Source organism: Mesorhizobium hawassense (assembly GCF_003289945.1).
Classification (GTDB): Bacteria; Pseudomonadota; Alphaproteobacteria; order Rhizobiales; family Rhizobiaceae; genus Mesorhizobium; species Mesorhizobium hawassense.
Window position 1 is genome coordinate 460,089 of record NZ_QMBP01000003.1, and the last position, 17,590, is coordinate 477,678.

At 63.1% G+C, this 17,590-nt stretch carries 14 protein-coding genes, 1 tRNA gene and 1 riboswitch; of the genes, 5 read left to right on the forward strand and 10 right to left on the reverse strand.

Going from position 1 to position 17,590, the window contains the following annotated elements:
* Nucleotides 1-113: 113 nt before the first annotated feature.
* Together DPM33_RS09495 and DPM33_RS09500 are read right to left on the reverse strand one after the other, a co-directional pair.
* Entirely contained in the window at nucleotides 114-1,220 is a 1,107-nt protein-coding gene (locus tag DPM33_RS09495; protein ID WP_112097134.1) for a hypothetical protein, read from the reverse strand.
* A gap of 179 nt (nucleotides 1,221-1,399) precedes the next feature.
* Nucleotides 1,400-3,313, reverse strand: a complete 1,914-nt coding sequence (locus DPM33_RS09500) for a methyl-accepting chemotaxis protein (protein WP_245442058.1) — start codon at nucleotides 3,311-3,313, stop codon at nucleotides 1,400-1,402.
* Nucleotides 3,314-3,675: 362 nt separating this feature from the next.
* On the opposite strand from DPM33_RS09500, the gene DPM33_RS09510 reads away from it, so the two are divergent.
* Nucleotides 3,676-4,734 (forward strand): D-alanyl-D-alanine carboxypeptidase family protein, encoded by a 1,059-nt coding sequence (locus DPM33_RS09510; RefSeq protein ID WP_112097135.1) that lies wholly within the window; start codon nucleotides 3,676-3,678, stop codon nucleotides 4,732-4,734.
* Between the two features lie 266 nt (nucleotides 4,735-5,000).
* Here the strand turns inward: DPM33_RS09510 and DPM33_RS09515 are convergent, their stop codons facing one another.
* Nucleotides 5,001-5,450, reverse strand: coding sequence for a universal stress protein (locus DPM33_RS09515; RefSeq protein ID WP_112097136.1), 450 nt, complete (start codon nucleotides 5,448-5,450; stop codon nucleotides 5,001-5,003).
* Between the two features lie 642 nt (nucleotides 5,451-6,092).
* Here DPM33_RS09515 and DPM33_RS09520 point away from each other — a divergent pair.
* The gene (locus tag DPM33_RS09520) at nucleotides 6,093-7,022 is read left to right on the forward strand and encodes a DUF1003 domain-containing protein (RefSeq protein ID WP_112097137.1); all 930 of its coding nucleotides are present in this window, start codon (nucleotides 6,093-6,095) and stop codon (nucleotides 7,020-7,022) included.
* A 216-nt stretch (nucleotides 7,023-7,238) separates the two neighbouring features.
* Nucleotides 7,239-7,315, forward strand: a tRNA-Arg gene (locus tag DPM33_RS09525).
* Nucleotides 7,316-7,598: 283 nt separating this feature from the next.
* On the opposite strand, the gene DPM33_RS09530 is transcribed toward DPM33_RS09525, so the two are convergent.
* The 5 genes from DPM33_RS09530 to DPM33_RS09550 are packed head-to-tail and all read right to left on the reverse strand — an operon-like array spanning nucleotide 7,599 to nucleotide 12,713.
* Nucleotides 7,599-7,937, reverse strand: a complete 339-nt coding sequence (locus DPM33_RS09530) for a DUF190 domain-containing protein (protein WP_112097138.1) — start codon at nucleotides 7,935-7,937, stop codon at nucleotides 7,599-7,601.
* Nucleotides 7,891-9,516 (reverse strand): MutS-related protein, encoded by a 1,626-nt coding sequence (locus DPM33_RS09535; protein WP_112097139.1) that lies wholly within the window; start codon nucleotides 9,514-9,516, stop codon nucleotides 7,891-7,893. The genes DPM33_RS09530 and DPM33_RS09535 overlap by 47 nt, the downstream gene beginning before the upstream one ends.
* Nucleotides 9,513-11,117, reverse strand: coding sequence for a MutS-related protein (locus DPM33_RS09540; protein ID WP_245442059.1), 1,605 nt, complete (start codon nucleotides 11,115-11,117; stop codon nucleotides 9,513-9,515). The genes DPM33_RS09535 and DPM33_RS09540 overlap by 4 nt, the downstream gene beginning before the upstream one ends.
* A gap of 8 nt (nucleotides 11,118-11,125) precedes the next feature.
* Complete coding sequence (locus tag DPM33_RS09545) at nucleotides 11,126-11,545, reverse strand: universal stress protein (RefSeq protein ID WP_167449004.1); 420 nt, start codon at nucleotides 11,543-11,545, stop codon at nucleotides 11,126-11,128.
* 1 nt (nucleotide 11,546) lies between these two features.
* A complete protein-coding gene (locus tag DPM33_RS09550) occupies nucleotides 11,547-12,713 on the reverse strand; it encodes a cation:proton antiporter (protein ID WP_112097141.1) in 1,167 nt (388 codons plus the stop codon).
* A 116-nt stretch (nucleotides 12,714-12,829) separates the two neighbouring features.
* Nucleotides 12,830-12,891, reverse strand: a riboswitch (Fluoride riboswitch).
* A gap of 107 nt (nucleotides 12,892-12,998) precedes the next feature.
* Here DPM33_RS09550 and DPM33_RS09555 point away from each other — a divergent pair.
* A complete protein-coding gene (locus DPM33_RS09555) occupies nucleotides 12,999-13,541 on the forward strand; it encodes a Chromate resistance protein ChrB (protein WP_112097142.1) in 543 nt (180 codons plus the stop codon).
* A complete protein-coding gene (locus DPM33_RS09560; protein WP_112097143.1) occupies nucleotides 13,525-14,778 on the forward strand; it encodes an MFS transporter in 1,254 nt (417 codons plus the stop codon). Before DPM33_RS09555 ends, DPM33_RS09560 begins: the two co-directional genes overlap by 17 nt.
* A 156-nt stretch (nucleotides 14,779-14,934) precedes the next feature.
* Here DPM33_RS09560 and DPM33_RS09565 read toward each other — a convergent pair whose 3' ends face one another.
* Complete coding sequence (locus DPM33_RS09565; protein WP_112097302.1) at nucleotides 14,935-16,155, reverse strand: MFS transporter; 1,221 nt, start codon at nucleotides 16,153-16,155, stop codon at nucleotides 14,935-14,937.
* A complete protein-coding gene (locus tag DPM33_RS09570) occupies nucleotides 16,152-17,561 on the reverse strand; it encodes an NAD(P)-binding protein (RefSeq protein WP_245442060.1) in 1,410 nt (469 codons plus the stop codon). The genes DPM33_RS09565 and DPM33_RS09570 overlap by 4 nt, the downstream gene beginning before the upstream one ends.
* Between the last annotated feature and the right edge of the window lie 29 nt (nucleotides 17,562-17,590).

Consider the following 17,590-nt stretch of genomic DNA (forward strand, 5'->3'; position numbering starts at 1 on the left):
TTTCGACCGCCAGCCGCTTGGAGATTAGCCGAGGCGCCCATCCCTTCGTCATCCACGGGCGAAGCAAGGAGCGAAGCGACGCGCGCAGACCCTGGAATGACGAACCAGCGGGCCTACGCCGGGATCGAACGCCCGATGCGCAAGAACTCGCCGTCGAACGGCACCTCCTTGGCGGCGCCATCGGCGGCGACGATGCGCAAGCGATCAGGCGCGGTCTCAACGTCGGCCGGCGCCTCGACCTCGGCGAACGGAACCGAGCCGATGACGTGGCGGAAGGAGACCGAGCGGCCTTCGGCCAGCGCGAAGGCCGTCGCCACGCCTTCGTGCTTCAGCCAGTTGTCGCCGAGCGAAGCGGCGTGACCGACCGCGGCGCGGCCGTCCTCGATGCCGAGCACGCCGAGATGGCGCCCGCTCCATGGCGCGTAATCGCGGCCGCCATTCGAAAGCCACAGCATGGTGACCGGCAGTTCGGCCGAGTTCTTCAGCACCAGAACGAGATCCTGTTCGGCGCGCCGCGCGACCGCCGTCCAGCCCGGACCGCCATGATCGGCCTCGACCAAAGTGATGAAATCCTCGCGCCTGTCTTCCATGCGGTAGTCGGTGAGGTCGGTCGTGCCGCCGGCGGCGAGCGGGAACTGGGCAAGATCGGTGGCGCGGGCGGGATATGCCAGTATGAAGCGGCCGCGCGCCGGATCGGGCTCCAGCGGCGTCGCGGGCGTGACAGCCGCGCGCTTGGGCGAGAAGGCAAGCCGGCCGCCGTCCTGCATCGCCGTCATCGGATGATGGGCGACGGAGATGGCGCCGGAGCCGCCGGAAAAGATGTGCTCCTGGTAGAGGAAGGGATGGCCGTCGCGCAGCGTGAAGACCTTGTCGACCGCCGCGCCCATCACCTTGCGGCGCAGCCGGAAGACGGCGCGCCAGCCGCCGGGAACCGCGCCGCTCTCGACGACGTCCCACTCGCTGTTGGCCGGCCAGCCATGCAGGGGCGCTTCCTCGACATCGCTGGTGGAGAACGGCGCGCAAAGGAAATCGCCAGACAGGCGTACGGTGCCGTCGGGGATGTTCGCGGGCAAAGTCTCGCGCGGCGAGCCGACCCAGGGCGCGCGATGCAGCGGTTTCAGGATATGGCCGTCGATCTCGACCTGCATGGCGGCGATATGGCCGACGGAAAGATCGAGCGAAACCGAGATGCCCTTTGCGCCGATCGTGACCGTGTCCATTGATGCCTCCCGCGAATCTTTTGCTGGGCGGCAGGAAAGCCTGTCCGCCGCCGGGTAGGCAAGAGCGGTGATTGGCAATTTGCATCAGCGATTAGTACGACAGCCAATTATCGGCGCCGGCGCCGCCCCTCATTGCCCTGCCGGGCATTTCTCCCCCTGAACGGGGAGAAAGAAGCTAGCTACTGCCGCTTATACTCCCGCACCGGCGACTTCGTGCCGTCGGTATAGGTCACCTGCACGGCCATCGATTTCACGTCCTCCTTCACCTTGAAGTAGGGCTGGTAGTCGGAGGGAATGGCATAAGGGTCCTTGGCGTCACAGGGAGGCATCTTGATCTCTTGGTCGAGCGCCGTGCCGTTCAGGCTGTAATGCACCGCTTTGATGGCGCAGCGGTAGGACAGCATCTGGGTGAAATAGACCAGGCCATGGTTGCCGCCGGAATCGAAGGCGATCCATGAGGTCCAGAACTGGTCGAGGATCTGCTTGTTCTCCTGCTGGAGCGCGCCATCCGGGTCGAAGCGGATCGCGAACGGGCCGGTCTCGCGGCCCCTTATGTCGAGATATTTGATGGCGATGGTGGTGGCGGCGGTGCTGTCGGGCAGCTCGAAGCTCGGATTGGGCATCGGCTTGCCGGTGCGCTGATCGTTCATCGCCATCACGCCGGTATCGGTGAACGGGCCTGAATCGCCGAGACGCCAGGAAATCGCCGTCGCGGCCTCGGGCAGCGAGATCGTCATCGACCAGCCGGCATTGGAGCGCATCGGCGTCAGCGTCGGCGCGAAGCGCGAGGGGTCGAGCACGTCGCCCAGAGCCGTCAGCCGGCTGCGGCTGCGGTCGAGCCAGTCGGCCAGCTGCGTCTGGTCGACGAAATATTTGAGCAGGCCGCCGTCCTTCTCGTAGGAGACGAATTTGGTCAGCGCCTGCGCCTCGCTGCGCTTGTCGGCCAGCGTCTGGCTGCCCAGGCGATCCTCGGAAAATTCCTGCGCCAGGAGAAAGTAGGCCGGCGCGTAATCCGGGTTGGCCGCCAGGAAGGCGTTGAGCTTGTCGAGCCGCTGGGCATCGTCGAACTGCAACAGATGCACGAGCTTGATCGACGGCGCCTTGGCCTTTTCGGCAAGCTGTCCGAACACTTCGCGGGCGCCGGCCTTGCCGTCCTGGACACGAAGCAGCGTGGCAAAGCGCGTGTAGGGGTCGATGGCGTCGACATCGAAGCCGGCAAAGGCGAGGTAGGAACGGCGGGCGTTGAGCATGTCGCCGGCAAGCTCATAGACGCGGGCATTGTGGTAGAACTCGTCCGGACGCTTGGGATCGGCGATCGCGCCGCCCTGCGCGGAGAGCTGGGCAAAGCCCTTGGCGATGGTGTCGATCGAGGCGGCGATCTGCTCGGTAGTCGCCTGCAATTTTTGCGCTTGCGCCTGCTGTTGCTGCTGGCCGGCAGCCAGCGTGTCCGTGGTCTGCTTGACCGCCTCGACGGTCTTCCGCGTCTCGGCGCCCTGCGTCGCCTGCTGCTGCTGGGCGGAGGCGATCTCTTCGGTCTTCTGCGCCACCGTGTCCGTGGTCTGTTTCACCGCTTCGACGGTCTTTTGCGTCTGAGCGCCCTGCGCGGTCTGCTGCTTCTGCGTCGCGGCGATCTCTTCGGCCGTCTTCGCCACCGTGTCGGTGGATTTCTTGACCTCCTCGACGGTCTTCTGGGTCTCGGTGACGGTCTGCTCGATCTTCGCCACCTTTTCGGAGACGATGCCCAGCGACTGCTGCAATTGCGCCACCGCCGGCACGAGGTTGGCGATGATGCCGTTCTGCGAATTGCTTTCCTGCTGGATGCCGTAGACGCCGCCGGCGATCGCCGCGGCACTGGTGGCGAAGATCAGCGCCGGCATGGCCTTGGCCGCCAGCACCAGCCGCAGCACCATGGCGACGGCGATGATGATGGACGCGACGGCCGCGACCAGCGCGATATAGGCTGCGAAGGGTCCGAGCGGGTTGAGCACGTCGCCGACCGCGCCGCTGACAAAGGCAAAGCTCGCCGCCCATTTGCCGGTGCGGCTGAGCGATGCCCTGAGCAACGAGGTCGTACCCGCGGCGATTTCCGACATGCCATTCCCCCCGAACCAAGCCGCACACATCATAGCGGCAAGGCGGTGGGGAAGGCAAAGCGGGGCTGTTGATTGCCAATGGCTTAGGTTGGCGCCGCCCCTCATCGCCCTGCCGGGCACTTCACCCCGTGAACGGGGAGAAGGAATTGGCCGCAACGTTAGCGATTGGCGAAATCGGCGGTGGGAGCGTCCCTCGCCCCGTTCACGGGGGAGAGGATGCCGGCAGGCAGGTGAGGGGCGGCGCCGGCCTCTGAAAGCAAGCAAAAGCTGGGCAAATGCCTTGCTATGCGCGTTAACCAGTTGGACGCGGCACATCGGTTACGTTAGCTTCGCCGCATCTCAGCAACAGCTTTAGAACCACCTTGCCCCGTCCCTTTCTCCTCCTCCAGAAACTGATCGCCGTGTTGGCACTGCTCGCGCTGGTCGCCGGCTGCACGACGGCCGCGCCGCCGGAAAGCGTGCTGACCGTGCCGGCGCAGCCGCAGAAATACGCGGCGATCGTGGTCGATGCCTCGACCGGCAAGACCTTGTTCGAGGTCAATTCGCGGGCGCAGCGCTATCCGGCGTCGCTGACCAAGATGATGACGCTCTACATGCTGTTCGAGGCGATGGAGAGCGGCCGCGTCACCAAAGAGACGCAGATCCCGGTTTCCGCGCATGCCGCCTCGCAGCCGCCGACCAAGCTGCGTTTCAGGCGCGGCGAGACGATCGACGTCGATTCCGCCATCCGCGCCATGGTGGTGAAGTCGGCGAACGACGTGGCGGTGGCGGTGGGCGAATATCTGGGCGGCGGCAGCGAGGACCAGTTCGCCGCCATGATGACCGCCAAGGCGCGCTCGCTCGGCATGACCAGCACCAATTTCCACAATGCCTGCGGCCTGCCCGATGATGCGCAGGTGACCACGGCGCGCGACATGGCGGTGCTGGGCATGGCGCTCGAGCACCGCTTCCCGCAGCATTTCCACTATTTCTCCGAAAGCGACTTCATGTTCCGCGGCCGGCTGGTGCGCGGCCACAACGACATGCTGGGACGCGTGCGCGGCGTCGACGGCATCAAGACCGGCTACATCCGTGCTTCCGGCTACAACATCGTCAGCTCCTACAATGCCGACGGCCGGCACCTGATCGTGGTTGTGATGGGCGCCGACAGCGCGCGCCAGCGCAACGACCATGTCGAGCAGCTGATCCAGCGCAGTCTCGGGCCGACGGTCGCCGACGCCTCTCAACCTAAGCTGATGTATTCCGGGCAGCAGCCGGCCTCGGCGCCGCCCGGCCTGCCGCCGCCAGACATGACGGCGACCGGTTTGCCGGCGTCCGATTCCTCGCTGCCGGGTCTGCCACCGCCGCCGGGTTCGCCGGCGTCCGATCTGCCGTCGCCGGATCTGGCCTCGACCAATTCGCCGCTGCTGCCGACGCAGTAGGGCGGCGCGAGGGCCGTGCCTATCAGCCTCGTCATTCCAGGGCGGAGCAAGGAGCGAAGCGCCGCGCGCAGACCCTGGAATCCATGCCGTGATCTATGGGCGTCACGGCGATGCAGACAATGGCACCGGCGCGCCAGCGTAGACACTTTCTGCTCCGCTGCATTCCTCGGCCGGCGTCACGGCATGGATTCCAGGGTCTGCGCTACGCTCCTTGCTTCGCCCTAGAATGACGAACTGAAAGTGGCGCGCCGCCCTATCTGTAGACCCTACCGAACCACCAGCACCGGGATCCGCGTCAGCGATACAACCTCCGCCGTCTGGCTGCCCAGCACCAACCGACCCAGCCCGCGGCGGCCGTGCGAGGCCATGACGATGAGGTCTGAGCCTTCGCTGGCGGCGACCTCGAGGATCGCCTCGGCCGGCGCCTTGTTCTCGACATACAGGCCCTTCGAGGCGACGCCCTTGGCGTCGGCGTCGGCCTTGCACTTGTCCAGCACCTCGCGGCCGTATTTGCGCGCGCTTTCCTCATAATCGACCAGCGCGTCGGCGGCGACATAGCCGGACATGGCGCCGCCCCAGGCGAGCGCCGGGAAGGCTTCCGAGACATTGAGGAAGGTAACAGTGGCGCCGAGGCCCTTGGCGAGTTCCAGGCCGTGGGCGACGCCCTTGCCGGCGAGTTCCGAGCCGTCGGTGGCGATCAGGATTTTCTCGTACATGATGACGATGCCTCATTTGCGGGGCGAGGCCCCGGTGGTGGCCTGGCCGTGATCAGGCTTAAGCTTGATGTAGTTTGCCGGGTTGGCAAGCCACAGGGGCGGAATGGGGCCAGGCGGCAGGGATTGTCGCGCCAGGGCGGCGTGTACTCGCAAAAGGCGCTCCCCTCTCCGTCTTGGCTTCGCCGAGCCACCTCTCCGCTACGCTATGCACACATCTTCTGTGATTGGCGTGACTGATCGGCCTGAGGCTTGATTGCCAGGTGGTTCCCCCAATCCGTCGCTGCTTCGCAGCGCCACCTTTCCCCCCTCCGGAGGGAAAGGAAGGGAGCGTTGCTGGACGAGCGTTGACGGCAAAAAAGCTTGGCGCGCCTTTCCTCTACCCCGTCGATCGGGGGAGAGGTGGCTCGGCGCGCAGCGCCGAGACGGAGTGGGGGTCGACCAGCGCTATACAAGACAATGCATGCGCCAAGCTGCAGTCCGAGACGGAGAGGGGGCAGCGCCAGCGTATGCAATTGCGCGCCAAGGCCGGCGCGCTTTCCATCCTCATCACAAGAACTTGTTCTGTCATACGCATTACACACTCGGCATGGATATGCCGCGCCGGCTTGGCGTATCGTAGCCGCAGAGACAGGAGCACCGGACATGGCCAGCGAACCCAAGGCGCACAAGAATGCCGACAACGAGAACGACGTCGCCGGCGAATATTTCGAGGCGACCACCGTGCCGGAGGACGCGCATGAGGCGCTGGACGAGATCCTCGAAGCGCCGGAAGTGCCGGATTCCGAGCCGCACGCCGAACCGCATGTGCCGGGCAGGATCAAGCCGAAGAAAAAGCCCTCGGCGATATCGGGGCGCAAATTCCGCAAGCGCGACCTGGTGCGCATCGACGATCTGCGGCCGAGCCTCGCCGACCGCATCCGCTCCGACCATCCCGACCTGCCGCGCGGCGCCCGCATCAGCCGCGAGGAGCTCGGCCGCTACCGCATGCGCTACATGGAGGAGCTGCTGCAGCAGGAGCATGGCGAATTCTCCGAGCTCGACCGCCAGGTGGTGGAATCGATCGCCAGGCAGGACACGATCTCGGAAAACTCGGAAGAGGAATTCGAGGAGCACCGCTCCTTCGCCGACCGCGTCTCCGACGGCATGGCCGAATTCGGCGGCAGCTGGTGGTTCCTTATCTCGTTCGCCAGCGTGCTCTTGATCTGGATCGGCATCAACCTGTTCGAGGGCATGGCGGGCGCCTTCGACCCCTACCCGTTCATCCTGCTCAACCTCCTGCTCTCCTGCATCGCCGCCATCCAGGCGCCGGTGATCATGATGAGCCAGAAGCGGCAGGAAGCCAAAGACCGGCTGCGCTCCTTCAACGACTACCGGGTGAACCTGAAGGCCGAGCTGGAAGTGCGGCACCTGCACGAAAAGCTCGACTACCTGATCTCGCGCCAATGGCAGCGGCTGGCCGAAATGCAGCAGATGCAGCTCGACGCCATGCACGAACTGGCCAGCGCCAAGAAGCAGAAGCGGGCGACGCACGGAACCAGGCGCCGGGTGGCGAAAGCGGAGGTGGAGGGGTGAGGCGGAGGCGCTCGGGTTCCTCGCCCTCACAAAGTGGGGGAGCTCGGCGAAGCCGAGACGGAGAGGGGGAGCGCCATCTCCGATAGTCTATCGGTGACACAATCGACCCATCAGGTGGCCGCCGCCACCAATTGGCCGTTGAAGCCCGCGGCGGCTTCCGCTAAGAAGCCGTGGCTGGCCGGCTCACCGGCTGGTTCGTTTTCCGGTCCCCGGGAAGCACCCGTAGCTCAGCTGGATAGAGCGCTGCCCTCCGAAGGCAGAGGTCGCAGATTCGAATTCTGCCGGGTGCGCCAATTTCTCATTGCATACCAAGTAGTTAGCTCAAAACTTTGCTTACCTGAAGTCCTTCGGGGCTGAGCGGCGTAAGCACTGGGAACCCGAGTTTAGGCAAAGCCATGTCGCCTTATCTCGGAGATTTTCGGGTAAAAACAGTACGAAACGCCAGCTTCCGGCGGGCGAGCTTCAAAAATGAAGGTTGAGCGTTGCCCACAAGAGCAGCGCTCAAGACGACGAAATGGACCGGAGGCGGAAAGACCGGACAGGATTGATTTGTCGCCGTAGCCACGGCCACGCCGTTCATTCCCTGCTCGTTCCGTACTGGAGCACCTGCACTTTCTCCAGCGTCACGAGGCCGCTCGGCATGATGCCTTCCAACACCGGCAGGAAGGCGTTGACCTTTTCCTCGCTGTCGACGATCTCGACGACGAGAGGCAAATCCAGCGACAGCCTGAGGATCTTGGCAGTGTGCAGCCGGCTGGAATGGCCGAACCCCAGTGCGCCGCGCAGCACCGTCGCGCCGGCAAGGTGCATCTCGCGAGCCTTGAGAACGATCGACTCGTAAAGGGGATGGTCGGGACCTCGGTCGTCTTCACCGATGAAGATGCGGAGAAGCACGGCTTGTCGTGGTATCTGCATGGTCATATTCCTCCCAAGCGGGTGCAGCACGCGGCGTCATCGCTTCGGCTTTGTCGTGGCTGATACCGCTGACTTCTTTGTGCGCCGTTCCTTCAAATATTCTGCTGTACAGGTCCTGGCCGAAGCTCGTTTGCAAGGGCGCAGACTCAGACAGTTTAAAGGTTCTTGCCCCATCCTCCCGTCTTTCGGCACGCAGAAACATCGCGTTCCGCAGGTTGCGTTCGTAAAGGCCGTGGGCGAACTCGAAAAGATGGGTCACGAAGTATACCTTGATCCCGGTTTCGGTCAGGGCCCCTACGACCTGTCTTGCAATCTCGGAACCCTCGCGCTCGTTTGTTGCTGCAAATGACTCGTTGAACAGCACCAAGGAACCGGAACCCAGGCGATCAACGATCTCGCTCATCCGGGCGAGCTCCTCGTCGAGCTTGCCGCTCTTCATCGTGGTGTCTTCCTCCCGCTTGAAATGCGTGAACACGCCGTGGGCCACGTCGGCTTGGAAAGTGGTCGCCGCCACGAACATGCCGGCCTGCATCATCAACTGAGCCAGGCCGACGGCGCGAAGGAAAGTGGATTTGCCGCCCTGGTTTGCGCCGGTTATGACGACAAGGTTCTTGCCCTCGGCATGAAGATCGTTGCCGATCACCGGCCGCCCAATATTGACGGCCAAGCACACATCATAAAGCTGTTCGCCTGACTGCCGGTCTCGACCGACACCAGACGCGATCGGAAAGCAGACGGGCTCGCCGATCCGGGCCAAGCGCTCATGGAGGTTCTGACACCCCAGATAGAATGCCAGTTCGGTCCGCAGTTGGGTGAAGAAGCTCAAAATGTGGTCGTTCGACTGCGCGAGCGCATTGGCGACGAGATTCACACCCCGGTCCTGCAACTCCGATAGCGCCCTTGCGCCTTGCTCGTCGCGCGGATGGAGATGATATGTAAGGACCGGTGGTCCCTTAATGAAAAGGCGCCTCAACCAGCTTCGGTCGGTGTTGAGGGGCTTGCGAAGCACGTAGTTGCCGCCCTTGTTTCCGGTCTGCAGCTCGGCGCTCATCAGCACGCCGTCGTTCAGCTTCAACTGCCGGAGATGATACTGGATTTCGGCGAAGTAATCGGCGTCCAGTTCTGCACGGACCATGGCGAAAAAGCTCTGGAATCCGACGGACTTGAAGCCGGCCGCCTGCTTCTCGGCGATCGTCCTCAGCTTGCGCAGGCGCGATACGAACATTGTCAGCACCTCGACCGACCGGCGCAGGACGGTATCGGGGTATCCCATCAGGAGGCCCCAGTGGTTGTTTTTCTCGCTTTCGATCGTATCAACGGCGAGGGCGTAAAGTTCGCGGACCAGCTCCGGATGGCTCAGACAATCCTGCAGGACCTCCTGCCGGTACAGGATCGCCTCCTCGTCCTCCAGGGAGGCCAGGATGACCTTTCGCACGACCTCGAGAAGGAAGCCGTCCTGGGCTGCCATCGCCTTGAACAGAGTGTCGAGCTCGAGGTCCTGCACAAGCGGCCCTGCTTGCCAGGGTAGCGCCTCTTCCCGGTCGAAGTCTCTGTCCTTGAAGAGGAGAAAAGGCTTCATGACGCCAGCCTTTCTCTCAGCTCTTCATAGGCGAGGCGATGTTGGTTGGCGATCGCCATGGCATGGGACAGCCCGTCGGCGGGTCGCCGCACGACCTTGAAGGTTCGCCGAGCCGGAACCTTCGGATCGACCGTGCTGACCATGCTCACCGTCGTCTCGTTCAGCTTGCTCAACTCGTCGACGAAAGTGACGCACACGGCCAGAAGGTCGAGCCCCGTAAGCTCTTCCATGACCTTTTGGCCGAGGAACAGCGCGTCATGCAGCGTCGTGGACGTGAATATCTCGTTCATGATGACGACGCTTTGGGACGTCGCCTGACCGAGTATGGCGTGGATGCGCAAAAGGTCGTCTTCGAGCTTGCCGTGCAGCGACCGGGTGTCCTCTTCCTTTTCGAAGTGGCTGAAAAGCCGGTCGAACAAGAAGAGACGGGCGCTGTTGCCCGGTACTGGACATCCAAGGCTCGCCAGGTAGTGCAACTGACCGAAGGCGCGGGCAAAGGTCGTCTTGCCGCCCTGGTTCGGCCCTGTCACCACGATAATGCGCTCGGGACCCTTCAGATGAAAATCGTTCGCGACGACGACCGCATTCTCGGCATGCAGCTTCTGGGCAAGGGCGAGGTCGAAGCCGCCCGCGCTGCTGACGTTCTTGCCGCCGCACAGCATTTCGGGATAACAAAAATCGAGCCCGTCACGGCGCAGCGGCGCGATGTATTCCAGATAGGCGAGATAGAACTGCACCTGCCGGTCGAAGGCACTGATCTTCGGGTCGACGAAGGTCGCGTTTGCCTCGCAGAAGGCGTGGAGCGCCTGGAAGATCTCCGGATAAAGTTGCGCCACCATGCCAAGCACCGCCGCCTCGACATGGTTCATCTCGAAGAAGTCGGAGAATTTGGCGAGATAGCTCTTCGCAGCACCGCGTTTGAATTTGTCGAAGGTCTTTTCGACCTCAGCGCTGTAGTCGATTTCCATCTCCGGTTTACGGACCCTGATGCGGCCGCCCTTGATGTGAAGGCAGTAGCGGACGTTCGAAAGCTCGTCCTTGATTCGTATTGCCTCCCGGCGAAGCGCCTGGAAATGGCTGGAATTGGCGTGCTGGGCCAGGAAGTCCCGGAACGCGATCAATCCGCGCGACTGCAGTCGCGCGTGGGATAAATCGCCTCCGAGAGCGGTCACAGCATCGCAATGGGCCGTCACCGCGTCGAGAATGACCCGCTCCTTTTGGTAGCGATAGTGGAGCTTGGCCGCCGTCGCGAGGGTCTCACGCATTTCGCGCATCCGCCGCGCAAATTGCCTGACCGCCTGCTTCACGGCTTCGTCTTCAAGGTCGCCGAATACCTCATGCCGGTAGCGAACGACGCCGGCCCGGCGCGCCGGGGCATGGAAGAACGGGATCAGGTTGTATTCGCTCCGCCCGGCCGTAACGGCGGCGACGATCTGGTCGAGATTAAGGTCGACGAAACAGGCCGGTTCGGCGTCGACTTCCTCCGGCGATCCGCCGAGGATGCTTTCCGTAAGCCCAGGTTCAGGGTGCAACGCCACCCTTTGCGCGTTCGGCTGCAAGGCGCTCATCGGACCTGCGCCGTCGGCGGATTCTGTGGGCATGGGCTCCCTCATTTGACGACCAGCACATGGCAGGGTGCGAGTTCGACCAGGCGATCCGTCGTGCTGCCGATCAGCCGATTGTAGAGGGCGGAATGACCCATATAGCCGATCACGAGCAGGTCGAAGCCGCCGCGTTCGATGAAGTCGATGATGCAGGGAACGGCATGGCCGGCGACGACATGGGTATCGAGCTTTACCTGCGCGGCCCTGGCGTGAAATTGCGCCTGCGCGATCACCTGCTGGTAACGGTGATCTTCATCGAGCCTGTCCTCGACGACTTCATCGATCATCGCCGGCACACGCGGCATCTCCTCCACCGAGATCATGGCAAGCTTGGCCTTGAGCCTATGAGCCAGCTTCAGGGCGACGGCGAGCGCCTTGGCGGCTCCGTCCGAGCCGTCATTGGCTATGAGAATGTTGCCGTACATGTCAGGCCTCCTCCTCTGCCGGTCGTGCCGAACGAGCGGCATCCTCGATCGGCTTGAAGCTCGGCTGGAACCAGCGCTGGGCTATGATCGTCGGCACCAGCGCGCTGCCGATCACAGCCGTCACCAGAATCGTATATTGCTGCTGGTCGATGATGTGATTGGTCAGGCCGAAAAGCGCCGAGATGGTGCCGAAGGTCAGCCCGGTCGACATCAGCAAAGTGGTGTACATGCCTTCCCGCGCGCCAAAACGAAACGCCTTAGTGAGCGGCAGGATGCCGACGAATTTGGTGGCCATCTTGATCGCCAGAAAGACGGCGATCAGGCCGGCTGCCGAGAGAACCGCATGGAAATCGACCAGCGATCCAGCCTTCAGGAAATAAAAGGGCGTCAAGATCGTGAAGGCGATGATGCGCATCCGGTGGGGAAGTTCCGGATCGGCGAGGAAGGCCGGTGCCAGCGCCATGCCGACGAGATAGGCCGGAAGCACCGCCTCGCTGCCGGCAACCGAAGCCAGCCCGCCGAGCCCGAGCAGGACAAGGGAGATGAACTTCGTTTCCGGTTCGCTGACGCGGTGGCCGACCCTTGCAAAGAACCACGGTGCGAAGCGGGGCAGCATCCAGAGCGCCACAGCCGTCACGGCGCCGAAAAGCGCCAGCCAATAGTCGAAATGCGCAAAGACGACGCCGAGGGCGAACACGGTGCCGAGATCGTTTATGAAGCAGGCCGCAAGGATGATCTTGCCCATCTCGGTCTTGTTGAAGCCAGTCTCGACCATGACCGCGTAGACGACGGCAACGGAGGTCGTCGAAAGCGATATCCCGGCGATCTGGGCTTGTGGCCAGGGCCAGCCGATGACGTAGCGGGCGTAGAACAGGACGCCGACATAAGGCGCCAGGAAACCCACGACGCCGATCGACATGCTCGACTTGAAGTGCTTGCGCACCACGGTGGGGTCGATTTCGGTGCCGGCCAGGAAAGTCAGCAGGATCGCCCCGAACCCAGCGAGAAAGTTCACCCATTCGGTGAGATGCAGACCGATGGTATTGCCGGCCACACCCCCGACGATGATTTCCACAAGGGCGACCGACATCGCCACCCTGATCGAAATGACTGAAGCCAAAAGGGCCAGTCCTAACCAGACCGCCGAGACCAGCCAGACATTCTCCATCGCACGTTCCCTTCCCAGCCTCGCGGGCTGAAAGCGTTGGCAGGCGTGGCGACGGGCAATAAAAAACCCGCCTCGCGGCGGGCCGATCTCCTGACTCGACTCCCACCGCGCGTTTCCACTCGGCAGGAGTCATTAGCCCCATTGGGCGGTTTTGGGGGACTCCATCCCCTACCAACAAAATAGGAAGTCCAGGCGAAATCGGCAAGGGCGGGCTTCGCGGCGGGCTTTCGCGGCGGTCGCTTTGTGCAGTTGAAATGTTACGACCGTTACAATACAATCTTCGATATGGTAACTCGCCCATGGCTACTGCTGACCTATAAAGTTCCTCCCGAACCCGCCGCCAGGCGCATCGCGTTTTGGCGGCGCCTGAAGGGCATGGGGGCGGTGTATCTGCAGAACGGTGTCTGTCTCCTGCCCAAGACGGATGACCACATTCGTCGACTGAAGATGCTTGAGAACGAAGCGTCCGAAATAGGCGGCGAAGCTGTGATCCTCGAGACCGTTGCCCTCGATCGCGCTCAGGAAGAGAAGGTCATTGCCCGTTTCAAGGCCGACCGGGACGAGGCATACCGCGAGTTCATCGACAAATGCGCGGACTTCGAGGGCGAGATCGCAAAAGAGCGGGCGGCCAACCACTTCACCTACGCCGAGTTGGAAGAGAACGACGTCGACTTGAAGAAACTGCAGGGCTGGCTCGAGAAAATCCGCAAGCTGGACTTCTACGACGCAGCACTGAGCGCGGAGGCCGAAGAGCGCCTTCACGCCTGTGAAGCGCTGCTGGACGCTTATGCCAAACAGGTGTTCGACGCTCATGACGAGAACCGCTGAAGATCAGGCGAAAGAGGCGGCAGCAGCCGGCAATGCCGAGGGGCTCCGTTCGCACTGGCGCGATGTGCCGACCGGCGTGTGGGCCTTGGGCTTTGTCTCGATGCTGATGGACATCTCGTCGGAAATGATTCACGCCCTGCTGCCGGTCTATATGGTGACGGTGCTTGGCACGTCCGCTCTGACCGTCGGCATGATCGAGGGCATCGCCGAGGCGACGGCGTCGGTGACGAAGGTTTTCTCGGGCGCCCTGAGCGACTGGCTTGGCAAGCGGAAATGGCTGGCGGCGTTTGGCTATGGTCTTGCGGCATTCACCAAGCCGATCTTCCCGCTCGCGCCGACAGTCGGATGGCTGGTGGCGGCCCGCTTCATCGATCGGGTCGGCAAGGGCATTCGTGGCGCGCCCCGCGACGCCCTTGTTGCGGACATTAGTCCGCCTCACCTCCGCGGAGCCAGCTTTGGCTTGCGGCAGTCGCTGGACACGGTCGGCGCCTTCCTTGGCCCCCTCATCGCCATTGGCCTGATGTGGCTTACGGCCAATCATTTCCGGGCTGTTTTCTGGTTCGCCGTGGTCCCGGCGTTCCTTTCGTTCGCGCTCATTTCCGTCGCTGTAAGTGAGCCGGAGCGGCCCCCAAACCTTCGGCGTGTGAGGCTGCCGCTGCACCGGAGCGAGCTCGGACGCCTTGGCGCGATATACTGGTGGATCGTGGTCGTCGCCACCGTGTTCACATTGGCCCGTTTTAGCGAAGCGTTCCTTGTCCTGAAGGCGCAGGCGATCGGGGTGCCACTCATGCTGGTGCCTGCTGTACTGGTCGTGATGAACGTCGCCTACGCGATGTCGGCATATCCTGTCGGCATCCTTTCCGACAGGGTCGACCGGGTGGTGATTCTGATCGCGGGCTTGCTGCTGCTCGCCGCCGCCGACCTTGCCTTGGCCTTCGCGCCGGGGCTTTTGGGCCTCGGCATCGGGGTGGTGCTGTGGGGCCTGCACATGGGATTCACGCAAGGGTTGCTCGCAGCCCTCATTGCGGACGCGGCTCCCGCGGAACTGCGCGGCACGGCCTTCGGAATGTTCAACCTGGCTACAGGCGTCGCCCTGCTGGCGGCGAGCATGATCGCCGGCGGCCTGTGGGATGCCGTGGGTCCTGCCGGTACTTTTCTTGCCGGCGCCGCGTTCTCCGCGCTCACGTTGATTGGTCTGTTGACGTTGCGAACACGGCTGGCTTCGCCGGCGGGTTGACGCCCCCGCGGAGGGCCCTCGCGACGGGTGCCCGCCCTCGGCCAGAAATGCCGAGCTTTGCGCCCAGAGTGGTGCCCTTTACGCCAGAGGTCGACCGAGCGACAGCCATTCGTTTAGTAGTACCTGACGTCAACGACACCTGACACCGCTCGGCCGTTATCCAACGTAGACCGCAGGCCTTCGTCGCGTAACAAGCCAACCCAGGAGCAGAGCGAGAAAAAGGTTCGCCAGAGCGAGGCCTGCCAGGGCGGCCAACATGCCTTGGGCACCCCAACGTTCCGACAATAAAGCACCAACAGACGGCGCCGCCGCCTGCGCCAGCAGACTTGGCATGGCGAGTCGGCCCATGAGCTTCGCGTAGCCTGATGGCCCGAACAGGGCGAGCGGAAGAGTCCCTCGCGCAATCGACTCCAGACCGATGCCGGCGCCGTAAAAGGCAAGCGCTCCTGGGATCAATGGCAGACCGGCCCACAGCGCCGAAACGCCGATGGCCACGAACGTCACAGACGCATATTTGGTCCAGATCGGATGATGGTAACGAGCAACCATCATTTCCATCGCCCGAGCCCCTACCTGCGAAGGACCGACGAGAGCTCCAAGCGCGACCGCGGCAGCAAGTGCCATTCCCTTGCTTTGCAAGATCGACAGCAGATGTACCGATAGTGTGGAAGAAATCACCGCTGCGAGCGTGAGCGTGGTGGCGAGAACGACCATGATGCCGAGATTGGAATTGTTTTCACGAAGCGGCGCCGCCAGATCCTTCGAAGCAGATCTGGCCGCTTGCTCGGGCGCGTCTGGGGGCAGGATGAAGAGATACAGGGGAAGCGCGATCAACAGCTGAATCGCGGCGTAGGAGAGGCAAGCTCCTCGCCAGCCGATTTCGGCCATCAGGAACGCCGAGATCGGCCAGCAGATTGTGCTTGCGAACCCGCCGAACAGCGTGAGCGTGGTGATCGCGGAACGCGCACCGTAGCCGTAGAGGCGGCCGAGCGTGGCGAAAGCCGCGTCGTATAGACCGGCGCCCATCCCTAACCCGATAACGAGCCAAGCCATGATGTAGGCGACAAGGTTTGGCGCGGCCGCAAGGCCGATCTGACCGACCCCTATCGCGACAGCACTGAAGGCTAGGACGCCGCGCCCACCGTGACGTTCGATCGACGAGCCTACCCGTGGCGAGATCAAGCCGGCCACCAACAGGCCGAGCGACAGGCCGCCCACCACCCAGGCGAGGGGCCAGCCGGTGTCGGCCGCCACCTTGGGTGCGATAACGGCCGGCAGGTAGTAGGACGATCCCCAGGCCATGATCTGTGTCAGGCCAAGCACCGTCATGATCGTGGCGCGCTTCGGTGTGTTGGTCGTGGATGCCGGCGAACTCATGCCGCGACGCCGCAACCGCAGCCGCTCTTACCCCCAGCTTTTGCTTCGGCATCGGCAATGCAACAGGCGTCGACTTCTTTCGGGGCTGGGCCGCCACAACAGCCTTTCGAGGCTTCGGAGATCGATGAAATCGATCTTGTGGTTGTGCAGGCCCCGGTCTCGGGCAGAGCAAGATGCACCGCATCGGCGGACGCCACGTCGCCGGCAATTGCTGCGGCCACCGAACGCACCTGTTCATAGCCGGTCAACAGCAGGAAAGTCGGCGCCCGACCATAGCTCTTGATGCCGACCGTATAGAAACCGGGCTCGGGATGGCTGAGCTCGCGATGACCGTGCGGGGGGACATCGCCACAGGAGTGCTCGTTCGGATCGATAAGCGGACCTAGCGCTTTCACACCTTCGAGCCAGGGATCTAGATCAAGTCGCAACTCCCTGGTCATTGAAAGGTCAGGGCGTTGGCCCGTCGCAGCGATGATCCGGTCGCCGAGGCCCACCGTTCGCATTCCGTCTGCCGTCAGCCCCTCCACCACAAGGCGACCGTCGACCTCGCGGATTGCCGTCGTCGCGAAACCGGTGACCAACTGGACGCGGCCGCTCTCAACGAGATCTCTAGCATCGGATCCAAGTTCGCCGCGAGCCGGCAATTCGTCGAGATCGCCGCCGCCATAGATGCGGACCAGATCGGTGCCGCGCGTCAACCATATTGCCGAGGTGCCTGGCTCGGCCTCCGCAAGTTCGGCCAGTTCTAGCAAGGCGTTCGCAGCTGAATGGCCCGAGCCTGCCACGATCGTGGTGCGGCCGGCATAGTGGTGACGGTCTCGTCCGAGGACATCCGGTATGCCGTAAGCAATCCGGCTCCCAAATTCTGCTTCACCTTCGGCGGGAATACCACCGGCGCCGAGGGGATTTGGCGTTTGCCACGTTCCCGAAGCATCAATCACCGCGCGAGCGCTGTCGCGCCGTCTCCCGCCAGCGGTCTCGATCAGAAGCATGAACGGTTTGTGTTCCCGCCCCTTGCTTAGGACCTTGTCCGCTCCCCATCGCGAGACTGCCATGACGCGCGCGTTAGTCTCGATTGACGGCGCAAGTTCGGGAAGAGCTGCGAGCGGCGCGACGTATTTGTCTACGATTTCACCGCCGGTTGGAAATGCCCCCGCTTCCGGCATTCGCCATCCATGGCTCTCAAGAAGTCTCCTGGCCGCTGCGTCGACACAATATCGCCAAGGGGTGAACACCCTGACGTGACCCCAATCGCGAAGGTTTGCCCCGACCTGGGCGCCGGCCTCGTAGAGCTTCACCGGGATTCCGCGACTGACAAGGTGTGCCGCTGCGGCCAAGCCGACCGGCCCACCGCCGATCACGGCAACCGGAAGATTTCCAAGGTTCGTCATTTCTTCACCTTCCATGCTTCCAGAATTATCGAAATAACAGACAA